This window comes from Allofournierella massiliensis (genome assembly GCF_004345265.1).
Classification (GTDB): domain Bacteria; phylum Bacillota; class Clostridia; order Oscillospirales; family Ruminococcaceae; genus Allofournierella; species Allofournierella massiliensis.
This window is the reverse complement of the sequence record NZ_SLUM01000049.1, coordinates 1-11,560: the sequence shown is the minus strand read 5'-3', so window position 1 is coordinate 11,560 and position 11,560 is coordinate 1. Positions and strand designations below refer to the sequence as shown.

The 11,560-nt window shown below is 58.3% G+C and carries 9 protein-coding genes; 1 reads left to right on the top strand and 8 read right to left on the bottom strand.

Translation table 11 applies throughout. The features are described from left to right. Positions 1 to 163: 163 nt before the first annotated feature. From EDD77_RS17260 to EDD77_RS17240, 5 genes are all read right to left on the bottom strand, one after another. Positions 164 to 1,636, bottom strand: a complete 1,473-nt coding sequence (locus EDD77_RS17260) for an ABC transporter permease (protein WP_077138642.1) — start codon at positions 1,634 to 1,636, stop codon at positions 164 to 166. Further along, positions 1,623 to 3,089 (bottom strand): COG1361 family protein, encoded by a 1,467-nt coding sequence (locus EDD77_RS17255; protein ID WP_058966820.1) that lies wholly within the window; start codon positions 3,087 to 3,089, stop codon positions 1,623 to 1,625. Before EDD77_RS17255 ends, EDD77_RS17260 begins: the two co-directional genes overlap by 14 nt. A gap of 13 nt (positions 3,090 to 3,102) precedes the next feature. After that, positions 3,103 to 3,897, bottom strand: coding sequence for an ABC transporter ATP-binding protein (locus tag EDD77_RS17250; RefSeq protein ID WP_058966822.1), 795 nt, complete (start codon positions 3,895 to 3,897; stop codon positions 3,103 to 3,105). A 37-nt stretch (positions 3,898 to 3,934) separates the two neighbouring features. After that, positions 3,935 to 4,729 carry a YdcF family protein gene (locus tag EDD77_RS17245; protein ID WP_058966824.1) on the bottom strand — a complete coding sequence of 265 codons (795 nt, stop codon included), beginning with the start codon at positions 4,727 to 4,729 and terminating at the stop codon, positions 3,935 to 3,937. Between the two features lie 162 nt (positions 4,730 to 4,891). Continuing rightward, the gene (locus EDD77_RS17240) at positions 4,892 to 6,067 is read right to left on the bottom strand and encodes a phosphopentomutase (protein WP_058966826.1); all 1,176 of its coding nucleotides are present in this window, start codon (positions 6,065 to 6,067) and stop codon (positions 4,892 to 4,894) included. 296 nt (positions 6,068 to 6,363) lie between these two features. Here EDD77_RS17240 and pyk point away from each other — a divergent pair, with 296 nt between their 5' ends. After that, positions 6,364 to 8,106, top strand: coding sequence for a pyruvate kinase (gene pyk, locus EDD77_RS17235; protein WP_058966828.1), 1,743 nt, complete (start codon positions 6,364 to 6,366; stop codon positions 8,104 to 8,106). 113 nt (positions 8,107 to 8,219) lie between these two features. Here the strand turns inward: pyk and EDD77_RS17230 are convergent, their stop codons facing one another. The 3 genes from EDD77_RS17230 to EDD77_RS17220 are packed head-to-tail and all read right to left on the bottom strand — an operon-like array spanning position 8,220 to position 11,457. Next, positions 8,220 to 8,471 (bottom strand): DUF3006 domain-containing protein, encoded by a 252-nt coding sequence (locus EDD77_RS17230; RefSeq protein WP_058966830.1) that lies wholly within the window; start codon positions 8,469 to 8,471, stop codon positions 8,220 to 8,222. A 16-nt stretch (positions 8,472 to 8,487) separates the two neighbouring features. Continuing rightward, positions 8,488 to 9,498, bottom strand: a complete 1,011-nt coding sequence (locus tag EDD77_RS17225; RefSeq protein ID WP_058966832.1) for a ComEC/Rec2 family competence protein — start codon at positions 9,496 to 9,498, stop codon at positions 8,488 to 8,490. Positions 9,499 to 9,501: 3 nt separating this feature from the next. Further along, a complete protein-coding gene (locus tag EDD77_RS17220) occupies positions 9,502 to 11,457 on the bottom strand; it encodes a YgiQ family radical SAM protein (protein ID WP_077138626.1) in 1,956 nt (651 codons plus the stop codon). Positions 11,458 to 11,560: the final 103 nt, after the last annotated feature.

Genomic DNA, 11,560 nt, shown 5'->3' with positions numbered 1-11,560 from the left:
CTCTATTCTACGGGGAGGTTTCTCTTTGTCTAGGGCTAAAGCCGTTTTTATTCCACCAGCTTAGCTGGTGGTTGTCGCTCGCTCAAGCTACCCAACATAAAAAAGCTTCGGGGTGCATGGCACTCCGAAGCTTTTTGTTTTGTATTCTGCTCTTTTGGGAAAATCACTCGTGCCGGATGGCCTCCAGCGCGCTGATCTTAGTGGCGCGGATGGCGGGCCACAGGCCGCTGAGCACACCCACCAGAGTGGAGAAGCCCAGACCCAGCAGCACCAGCCAGGGCGGGATCATGGAGATGGCAGCACTGCCGCCGTCCATACCGTAATAATAGCCGCCGCCAAAACTGCCCATCAGACCGCTCAGATCGATCGATCCGCCGAACAGCGCCGCGATCATGGTCAGGTTGTTCAGAATCGCGCTGGCCGCATAGCTGAGTGCCACACCGATCACGCCGCCCAGCAGACCGATGGCACCGGCCTCCACCAGGAACATGTTGCGGATCTTGCGCACCTCGCAGCCCAGCACCTTCATCACACCGATTTCCTTGGTGCGCTCGTAGATGGACATCATCATGGTGTTGGCAATGTTCAGAGCCGCCACCAGCAGAGCCACAGCGGCGGTGCCGCCCAGAATCATCTGGCTCTTGGCCACGCTGGCCTGCATCTCCTCACGAATCTGGGTCATGGAGTAGGTTTCATACCCCAGATCCTTGATCTGCTGCTCCACATCGCTCACATTGTCCACATCGTCTACCTTCACGTAAACGTTCTCGTAGCCGTTGTCCTTCTGTTTGAGCTGCTGCCCGCTGCTGGTGATCATATAGCTGCCACCGCTGTTCTGCTTGTTTCCGGACAGCTTCTGGTACGCTTTGCTGAGCATTTGCATATCCGTTACGCGCATGGCAATTCCGGAGTTGGTGAAATACTGCTTGGCATCGTCCTGTTGGAACACGCCAACCACCACCAGCTGATAGTCCTCGGTTTTTTCATTTCCGTTGCTGTCGTAAGCGGTCAGTCGCAGGGTAAGTTTTTCCTTCTGTATGTCGAAGAAGGGCTCCACCGGGTTTCCCAGAGAGTCGGTCTCGCCCCAATAACGCTGACGCTTACCGCTGTTCGGGCTCTTGCGGGTATCCTGGAATTCATAGGCAAAATGTTCGCCAATCAGCACCGGAATCTTCTTTTTGCCCAGATTCAGATCATCCGCCACAAAACTGCCGCTGATCAGCTGGTAATCCATGGCCTGCAAAGCATCCATGTCCACGCCATACATATTCCAGGCATAAGCCTCATAGCGGTCGTTTTTGCCCGCGTAGATCTGGGCGTTCAGGTTATTGTCCTGATACATGGGAGTAACCGCCACCACATGCTCATAGCTGCGCAGCTGATCCAGCATCTTGTCGTCCAGAACCGGCACATCGGCGCTGGCCGCACCCCACTGGTAGTTGTTGATGGTGATCTGGGTCAGATCGCCCCAGCTTTGCAGCATGGCTTCGTTCTGGGCATTGCTGGCAATGCCCAGGCTGATCATTACGATGATGGAAAAGGTGCCCACCACCACACCGATTACCGTAAGAGCGGTGCGGCCTTTGCGGCGGCGAAGATTATCCGTGCTGAGGCGCAGCAGATCAGATATCTTCATCTTCATCCTCCAACTGAGCCAGTTTCTTTGCTTTCTGCTTCTTCTTCACAACAACCACGACCACAACGACCACGGCTGCAACGCCCACCACGATGAGCACCCAGCCCCAGATGGGCATACCGGGAGTGGTCTCGGTCATGGTGGGGTCCATCATACCGGGATCCATCGGGTCAATGCCCATATCCATCATGGGCTCTACGGTGCAGGAGAATTCCTTCTCCAGAGTTTTTACTTCGCCCTTGGCATCCTCATAGCTCAGGATAACCTTGCCGTTGATGGTGCCCTCAGCTGCAGCCATGACACTGAAGTCCACCGAATTCTCGGTACCGGCGGCGATGTTGCCCAGGAACTGGCTCTGGCCGGGGTTGGCCAGGTTATCGCCCTGGATCTCGGCGGAGAGGTTGTTGATGGCACTCTTGCCCTTGTTCACGAAGGTAACGGACAGATAGCCCTCCTCGCCCATCATGATGGTTTCGGGGGCTTCCATGTTGGTGATGTCGAACCGCTCGGGCTGGGTCACCGGGATGGAGATGGGAGCGGTGGCGGCCTCGCCGTTCTTGCTGGTCAGGTTCACATTGATGCTGATGGCGCCCGGCTCGATGGTGGCGTCGGTGATCATCTTATAGCTGATGGTCTTGGTGGTATTGGGAGCCATCTCGCCCACATAAGTATTCATGCTGCCGCTGGCCAGAGAAACACCCTTCAGCTCGCCGAAATTCAGGCCCACCATCACATCCTGCAGGTTGGCGTTGCCGCTGGTGGTGAAGAGGGTCAGCTGGAGGGTGAACTCCTTACCGGCCTCCACGCTGTTGCCGCCGAAGGAGAAGTCCTTGACCAGAATCTTCGGGTAGTCATATTCCGGCTTCTCGGTGGGAGCGGGGGCCGGGGTGGGGGTGGCCTCCGGCGGATTGGGGTTCACATCCATGCACTGAGCGATGGTGATCGACGTCGTGCTTACACCACCATCATTGGAGCTCAACTGGATTTCCATCGTATTTCCGCCACCGTGATAGGTCACTTCTTTTAAGGTGACCGTCCGGTTGCCACTCCCGTCCGCCGGGCTCGGCGTCAGATCTGTAGTGCCGTAGTTATCGCCTGAGAAGATCGCAGTATTCACCAGACGTACCATCGTAACCACGTTTTGAGGATCATAAATCGTGAGATTAACATCAAAACGCTCGTCCCAGTCCCAAAAATTGTCCAGTCCGTCCACCTTAGACACGGTATAACCAGCAACGTATGCAGACGGTGCCGGATCTGTAGTAGAATTGCTCTCATCATCCGCCAGTGTTGTCACGCCAGCAGAGGCTACGCTGGTCGAAGGCACGCTGGTCGAAGGCACACTGGCCGGGGCGGTGCTTTCCCCCTCGGCAAACACGCTGAAGGCGCTGAATGCGCTCAGTGCCATGGCCATGGCCAGAACGGCACTGATCCGTTTAATGCTCTGTTTCATGGTTTTCTTCTCCTCACTGTTTTTCGGTATTCAAAGGCACCGTGGTGTTGGGTTCCGCCGGGGCCTCCTGTTCCATAATATCGCTGAACATCTCGGCCATGGCCGCCGCCTTGGCCTGAGCATCCATCACCACGTCGCTTTCCACCTTGCCGTCCTTGATGGTAACCACCCGGTCCGCCACCGCGGCCAGATCCCGTTCGTGGGTAACCATTACAAAGGTGATGTTGTTTTCCTTTGCCATATTCAGCATCCGGTAAAGCACCTGCTTGGTGGTCTGACTGTCCAGGTTGCCGGTGGGTTCGTCCGCAAAAATGACCTTGGGTTTTGCCACAAAAGCGCGGGCAATGCCAACGCGCTGCTGCTGGCCGCCGCTCATCTCGGTGGGTTTATGGCCCGCCCGCTTGCCCAGGCCCATCTTTTTCAGCTCCTGGGTGGCAAGCTTGATCCGCTCCTTGCGGCCCACCCCCTTGAACATCAGCGGAAGGGCCACGTTCTCCGCTGCCGTCAGGTTGGGCAGCAGGTTGTAACTCTGGAAGATAAAGCCCAGATGCTCCTGACGGAACTTTGCCAGCTCGTTTTCGGTCATCTGGCTGATGTTGTGCCTGCCGATGTACACATCGCCCCTGGTAGGCTTTTCCAGCCCCGCCAGCTGATTGAGCAGGGTGGATTTACCGCTGCCGGAGGGGCCTACGATGCAGCAGATCTCCCCCGGTTCAATGGCGAGATTCACATCGTTCAGCGCAATGACCTTTTCGTGGCCCACCCGGTAAACCTTACGCAGGTGTTCCACACGGATAATTGGCGCCATGATTTCACCTCTTCGTTTTTATCTGATTGCAGGCCGCTCAGAAGATGCCAACAAACTGCAGCATCCAGCCGGTGCGGCTGCTTTTGAAGACCCAATAATACAGCACCGCGAATACCTCGCGGAAATAGCAGGGCATAATGGAATTGAGCCCGATGGGGGCGGGCAGAGTATCCACGTCAGTAAACCCTACCATGCGGGCGTATTCTCCGCCCCGGTAACAATGGAACGCATTGGTCACCACCACGATGGGCTCGGTGGCCGCAATGCCCCGCTCCTCCAGCAGGCGGCGGGCAAACAGCAGGTTTTCCTCGGTGGAGGTGCTTTTATCCTCCACAATGATCTGCGCTTCGGGAACACCCCGTTCAATCAGCCAGCGGGCCATGGCCACCCCTTCCGGAATGGTTTCGTCCCGCCCCTGGCCGCCGGTGACCACGATCACCGCGTCCGGATTTTCTTCGTGATATTCCAGAGCCTTCTGCAGTCGGCAGACCAACAGCTTGCTGGGCACATCCTTGCGCAGACCGGCGCCCAGCACCACAACCGCCTTTTCGTTCCCCTGCGGCTGATCGGTATAACCGCTGATGGCCACAAACGCCAGCAGCGCGCAGAATACACCCAGCCCGCAGAAAAAGCCGATGCGCAGCACCCGGCCCACGCCGGCGGCGCAAAAGGCATCGATCTGCCGGGCAAACAGCGCGTAGATCCACAGCCCGGCGGTGATGGCATACATGATGAGCATGCCGAAATTGAAATTGGAGCGCAGCGAGCGAACGATGCTGTCCAGCAGAAAATACACCGCCAGCGCCCATACAATAATCAGTTTAATCTTCACGAAACCCTTTCTGCAATGCGTTGTTTTTTTCTGTTAATAAACAAGCCGCGGAGCAACGCTCCGCGGCCGCCATATATAAGACGATAAAGCGTGCGTTTATATTGCACTTTTTTCAAAAAAGTTAAAAAAGATTAAAAAAAATTGCTTTATCGCAAATTCAGATCAAACAAGCAGCCGGTCGCTCAGATCCTGGCCTGCCAGATCTGCCGGAACGCCCAGATAGGAGCAGACGGTCTTGCCGATGGCTCCAAAGCCCAGCACGGTGCCCAGATTGTTGTTCTCCTTCACGCAGCTGCCCGCCACCAGCATGGGAACATACTCGCGGGTGTGGTCGGTGGTTTTGGTAAAGCCGGGGTCACAGCCGTGGTCGGCGGTGATGATCAGAAGATCATCCTTCCGCAGCTTTTTGAGCATCTCGCCCAGGCCTTGGTCAAACTCGGTGGCTGCGGCGGCGTAACCGTCGATGTTGCGGCGGTGACCGTAAACCATGTCGAAGTCCACCAGATTGATGAAGGCAAGCCCCTCAAAGTCCCGATCGGTCAGCTCCAGCATCACCTTGATGCCTTCGGTGTTGCCGGAGGTTCGGATGGTATCGGTGACGCCCTCGCCGTCGAAGATGTCGTAAATCTTGCCCACACCGATCACATCCTTGCCGGCGGCGCTCAGCGCGTCCAGCATGGTTTTTCTGGGGGGCTTGAGGGAATAGTCGTGGCGGCGGGGGGTACGCTGGAAGTCTGCCGCGCAGCTGCCCACAAAGGGACGGGCGATCACGCGGCCCACGCCGTGCTCACCCTTGAGCATATCGCGGGCAATCTGGCAGTACTCATACAGCTGCGCCACCGGCACAATCTCCTCGTGGGCGGCCACCTGGAACACGCTGTCTGCCGAGGTGTACACGATCAGTGCGCCGGTGCGCATGTGCTCCTCGCCGTAGTCCTTGAGCACCTCGGTGCCGGAATAGGTGGCGTTGCAGATCACCTTGCGGCCGGTGCGCTTTTCAAACTCCTCGATGACCTCCGGGGGAAAGCCGTTCGGGTAGGTGGGCAAAGCGCGCTCGCTTTCCACGCCCGCGATCTCCCAGTGGCCGATGGTGGTGTCCTTACCGTTGCTGGCCTCCTGCAGGCGGGCGCAGCTGCCCAGCACCTGTGCAGCGGGCTCACCGCAGGTCACACCATCCAGATTGAACAGGCCCATTTTCCTCATGTTGGGGGTATGGAACTTTTCGCTCTTTGCAATGGACGCAAGGGTATTTGCGCCCACGTCACCAAATTTATCCGCATCCGGCTCGGCACCCACACCGAAGCTGTCCAGCACTACCAAAAACACTCGTTTTGCCATATTGTTTCTGCCTCCTTTTCGTTGGCTTTCGTGTGTTGTTTCATTATATCGTATTTACCCCAAAAAGTTAAGTATATCCCACCAGCTTTGTTGAAAAAATGCAATAAAATGTTCTGTTAAATTTTTATTTAATTGGTACGATTGCATATACTTTTCCGAAAGCTCACCGGTACCCCTTTCACGAAAGGTTTTTTTATTATATAATAGGGGCGGCGAGCGAAAAAGCGACCCCGTCTCCGCCCGGAGACGTTGTGGATAGATTAAATGAGAAGAGAGTATTTAGGAGGATTTTACGAATGCGTAAGACAAAAATCATTTGTACCTTAGGCCCCTCTACCGATAAAGAGGGCGTAATGCGTGAATTGATCCTGGCCGGCATGAACATTGCCCGTTTCAACTTTTCCCACGGCGACTATGAAGAGCATAAGGGCCGTCTGGACAAGCTGAAGGCTCTGCGTGAGGAGCTGGGCCGCCCCGTGGCTGCTCTGCTGGACACCAAGGGCCCCGAGATCCGTCTGAAGCAGTTCGCCGGCGGCAAGGCCAAGCTGGAAGCCGGCCAGAAGTTCACCCTGACCACCCGTGACGTGGAGGGCAACAAGGACATCTGCTCCATCACCTATCAGGATCTGCCCGGCGACGTTTCCGTGGGCAGCACCGTGCTGCTGGCCGACGGCCTGATCAGCATGACTGTTACCGCTGTGACCAACACCGACATCGAGTGCCTGGTAAACAACAGCGGCCCCATCAGCAACAACAAGGGCGTGAACGTGCCCGGTGTTTCTCTGTCCATGCCTTACCTGAGCCAGAAGGACAAGGAGGACATCCTGTTCGGTATCGAGAACGGCTACGACTTCATCGCCGCCAGCTTTACCCGCAGCGCGCAGGACATCCAGGATATCCGCCGCCTGCTGAACGAGCACAAGTCCAACATCCGCATCATCGCCAAGATCGAGAACCGCGAGGGTATCGATAACATCGACGAGATCCTGGCTGCTGCCGACGGCGTCATGGTTGCCCGCGGCGACATGGGCGTTGAGATCGACTTCACCGAGATCCCCATGATCCAGAAGGACATCATCTTCCACAGCTTCTCCGCCGGTAAGCCCGTTATCACCGCTACCCAGATGCTGGAGAGCATGCAGGAGAATCCCCGCCCCACCCGTGCCGAGATCACCGACGTTGCCAACGCCATCTACGACGGCACCAGCGCCATCATGCTGAGCGGTGAGACCGCTGCCGGTAAGTACCCCGTGGAGGCCGTTCGCACCATGGCCGCCATCGCCGAGCGCACCGAGAGCGACTCCAGCTACATCGAGCACATGCGCAAGAGCCCCCTGGATACCCGCCTGAGCATCGCTGCTGCTACCGCTCATGCCGCCTGCACCACCGCAGCCGACATCAAGGCTACCGCCATCATCACCGTTTCCAAGAGCGGTGAGACCGCCCGTCTGCTGAGCAAGGGCCGCCCCGAGACCCCCATCATCGCCTGCGTGCTGGACGAGCAGACCCAGCGTCACCTGGCTCTGAGCTGGGGCGTGCATCCCATCCTGATGCCCTACGCCAACAGCACCGACGAGCTGGTTGATCTGTCTGTTAAGACCTCTGTGGAGCACGGCCTGCTGCAGAGCGGCGATCTGGTGGTTGTAACCGCCGGTGTTCCCGTGGGTGTTTCCGGTACCACCAACATGATCAAGGTCCACATGGTTGGCGAGTTCCTGGCCAGCGGCGTGGGCATCGGCAACCAGAACGCCAAGGGCGCCCTGTGCATCTGCCGCAACACCGAAGAGGTTGCCAGCAAGTGCAAGCCCGGCTGCGTGCTGGTGGTTCCCTACACCAACAACGACATGCTGCCCTACATGCGTGAGGCCAGCGCCGTGATCGTTGAGGAGGCTGGCATGAACAGCCACGCCGCCATCGCCGGTCTGGCTCTGGGCAAGGCTGTGATCGTTGGTGTTGCCAACGCCACCCGCCTGCTGAAGGACGAGACCATGGTTTCCGTGGACTGCGTACGCGGCACCATTCAGACCATGCCTGTCTGATTCATCTGAATCGCTTTTCTCTCCCCTGTGCATCCCGCACAGGGGAGTTTTTTTGCCACAAAACAGGAACGGCGCACGCGAAAAAATTCCGCGTGCGCCGTTCCTGTTTTTCTTTATTCGTTGCCCGAATCCGGATGCCTGCCCTTCAGGCAGGCCAGCCGCCGGGCGATCTTTTGCCGGCGAAGGGCAGTGGCGGTTTCGTCCACCTTCCAGTGCTGCCCGTCAAACAGCAGCACATCCCCCTCCCGGGCATCGGGAAGCTGCTGGCGGGGAACCTGCTGCCAGCGGATCTGATCCGCCTCATCGGTGACCTCAATCACCGCTGTGTCGCCTTCCCATCGGTCCAGAATACAGACTTCGTTCATGCTGCTCCTCCCTTTCTCATGCGGCACTGTCCGCCTGCTGGCTGCCGGAGGCGGTATAACATTGCAGACCGTCCTCTGCGGCGGCAATCACCACACTGCCGTTCTCATCGGTGCGCAGCACCTGCGCGCCCACCATGGCGAAGTTTTGCAGCGCCTGCTTGTGGGGGTGACCGTAGCTGTTGTCCTTTCCGCAGCTGACCACCACATACCGGGGCCGAATCGCCTGCAGGAAAGACAGGGTATTGGAGGTGCTGGAACCATGGTGCGCCGCCTTGAACACATCCGCCCTTGGAAGCTCACAATGAGCCAGCGCGTCCTCCTCCACCTCGGTTTCCCCGTCGCCGGTAAGCATCACCCGCAGACCGGGAGCGCTGTAAAACAGCACCTGCGAGAGATTGTTGTAATTATCGGTCTCCACACCGCTGGCCAGCACCGAGAGGGTGGCTTCTCCAATGGAGAATTCCTGCCCCGACTCGGCGGTCACCACTGGGATATTCTGCTCTTCGATGGTATCCATCACCTTTTCAAAGGTTCGGGTGGTGGGATAGGGCGCCTTGTCGAAATCCGGCAGCAGCACCTGTTCCACCTGTACATGCTCCAGCACCGCCTGCATGCTGCCGATGTGATCCGCATGGGGGTGGCTCATCACCAGCAGCTTGAGCCGGGTGATGCCCTGTGCATCCAGGTAGGAAAGCAGCGCTTCTTCGCTGGAAGCCTCGCCCGCATCCACCAGACAGTACTCCTGACCGCTTTGCAGCAGGGTGGCATCCGCCTGGCCCACATCGATAAAGTGCACTGCCTGCGCATCCGAGGGCAGATTTTCCAGCCCCTGCGGCCGGGCGGAAACACCCAGAACGTCGTAAATATCCTCCCAGGTAAAGCCGCCGCCTGCGGCCTGCCCATTCAGGCCCAGCCGCAGCCCGATGACCAGACAGAAGGCTGTAAGCAGAAATACAATACCCTGGGAAAAGGTAATTCGGATGGGATATTTTTTGCGCCGTGTGCGCCTTTTTCTCCGCTTTGCCATGGGTTACTTCCGCCTGGTCTTGGGAGCAAAGGTGGGCCGGCCGGAATTCTTGCCGCCGCCCTTGCCGTGATTGGGAACAAATCGGCCCTGCACCGGCCGGGCTGCGTTTTTAGCATTCTGGGCACTCTTGCGGCCGGTAACAGGCCGGGCCTGCGCACTGACCTTCGGCTTGTAGCCGGGCACCAGCAGGGGGATCAGATCCTCCCGGTGGGTCTTGTGCAGGGCTTTGACCACCTTTTCCGCGTTGCGGGGTTCGTAATACTGCAGCAGAGCCCGCTGCAAAGCCTTGCCCTCCGGCGATTTTTCCACGAACACCGGCTTTAAGGTATAGGGATCCAGCCCGGTGTAGAACATGCAGGTGGACACGGTGCCCGGTGTGGGGTAGAAGTCCTGCACCTGCTCGGGGCGGATATTGTGCTTGTACAGATATTCCGCCAGATAAACCGCATCCTCCAGCGTGCTGCCCGGATGGCTGCTCATCAGATAGGGCACCAGATACTGCTTCTTGCCCGCCTTTTTGGTGAGCTCATAGAACCGCTTGGAGAACTTGTTGAACACCTCCACCGGCGGCTTGCCCATGTATTTGAGGGTGTTGGGCGCGCAGTGCTCCGGGGCCACCTTCAGCTGACCGGAGACGTGATGCTCCACCAGCTCCTTGAAGAAGGTCTCGTCCTTGTCCCAGGTGAGGTAGTCGTATCGGATGCCGCTGCGGATGAACACCTTTTTTACCCCGGGCAGAGCCCGCAGACGGCGCAGCATGTTCAGGTACTCGGTGTGGTCAATGATCAGGTGGGGGCAGGGGCCGGGGGCCAGGCACTTTTTGCCGCCCTGGCACATGCCCTCGGTCATCTGCTTGGCGCAGCTGGGCAGCCGGAAGTTGGCGGTGGGGCCGCCCACATCGTGAATGTAGCCCTTGAAGCCGGGCTGTTTGGTGAGCAGCTCGCCCTCTTCCACCACGCTGTCCACGCTGCGGCTGGTGACCCGCCGCCCCTGATGCAGAGTGATGGCGCAGAAGTTGCAGCCGCCGTAGCAGCCCCGGTTGTGGATGATGGAGAACTCCACCTCTTCGATGGCGGGCACACCGCCCAGCGCATCGTAGCTGGGGTGCCAGGTGCGGGTGTAGGGCAGGGCTGCCACCCGGTCCAGCTCCCGCCGGGTGAGGGGCTTGGCGGGCGGATTCTGCACCAGATAGCCGTGCTCCTGCTTCTGCACGATGATCTGGCCGGTGACGGAATCCTGATTGTCCATCTGAATGCGGCAAGCCTTCGCGTATGCCACCTTGTCGGTGCTCACCTTGTTGAAGCCTGCGCATTCCAGATATTTTGCGGGCAGATGGGCAAAGTCGGTCATGTAGCAGGTGCCCGCCACATCCCGAATCTCACTGGCCTTCTCCCCTGCTGCCAGCCGCCGGGCGATCTCCACCGTCTGGTGTTCGCCCATACCGAAGCTGATGATATCCGCCCCGGAGGTCTCGGCAATGCTGGGCAGCACGGTGTCCATCCAGTAGTCGTAATGGGCAAAACGGCGCAGGCTGGCCTCCAGACCGCCCAGAATCACCGGCAGATCCGGGTAAGCCTGCTTGGCCAGCTGGGTGTAAACAGTGGCGCTGCGGTCCGGCCGCTTGCCGGCCACGCCGCCGGGAGTGTATTCGTCCACCTTGCGGCGCACCTTGGCCACCGAATAGTGGGCAACCATGCTGTCCACATTGCCGCCGCCGATGAAAAAGCCGTAGCGGGGCTTGCCCAGCACCTTAAAGCTCTCGCAGGTGGTGTAGTCCGGCTGACTGATCACGCCCACCCGATAGCCCTCAGCTTCCAGAATGCGGCCGATGATGGCCGGGCCAAAGCTGGGGTGATCCACATAGGCGTCACCCATAACCAGAACAAAGTCCAGCTCGTCCCAGCCGCGCTGGCGCATATCCTCCTTGCTGATGGGCAAAAACTGTGTGCCCTGCTGCATAGGAAATCTCCTTGTATTATAGAGTAGTAGTTATTAGAGCCCCTCTCCAAGGGCTGTGTGCTACACTGTAAGGGATGCTGTGGATTGGTGTAAATCTCCTACC

Excerpts from the sequence above, each read along its gene's own strand:
- EDD77_RS17260 (WP_077138642.1), bottom strand. The coding sequence starts at position 1,636 with ATGAAGATATCTGATCTGCTGCGCCTCAGCACGGATAATCTTCGCCGC.
- EDD77_RS17255 (WP_058966820.1), bottom strand. The coding sequence starts at position 3,089 with ATGAAACAGAGCATTAAACGGATCAGTGCCGTTCTGGCCATGGCCATG.
- EDD77_RS17250 (WP_058966822.1), bottom strand. The coding sequence starts at position 3,897 with ATGGCGCCAATTATCCGTGTGGAACACCTGCGTAAGGTTTACCGGGTG.
- EDD77_RS17240 (WP_058966826.1), bottom strand. The coding sequence starts at position 6,067 with ATGGCAAAACGAGTGTTTTTGGTAGTGCTGGACAGCTTCGGTGTGGGT.
- pyk (WP_058966828.1), top strand. The coding sequence starts at position 6,364 with ATGCGTAAGACAAAAATCATTTGTACCTTAGGCCCCTCTACCGATAAA.
- EDD77_RS17230 (WP_058966830.1), bottom strand. The coding sequence starts at position 8,471 with ATGAACGAAGTCTGTATTCTGGACCGATGGGAAGGCGACACAGCGGTG.
- EDD77_RS17225 (WP_058966832.1), bottom strand. The coding sequence starts at position 9,498 with ATGGCAAAGCGGAGAAAAAGGCGCACACGGCGCAAAAAATATCCCATC.
- EDD77_RS17220 (WP_077138626.1), bottom strand. The coding sequence starts at position 11,457 with ATGCAGCAGGGCACACAGTTTTTGCCCATCAGCAAGGAGGATATGCGC.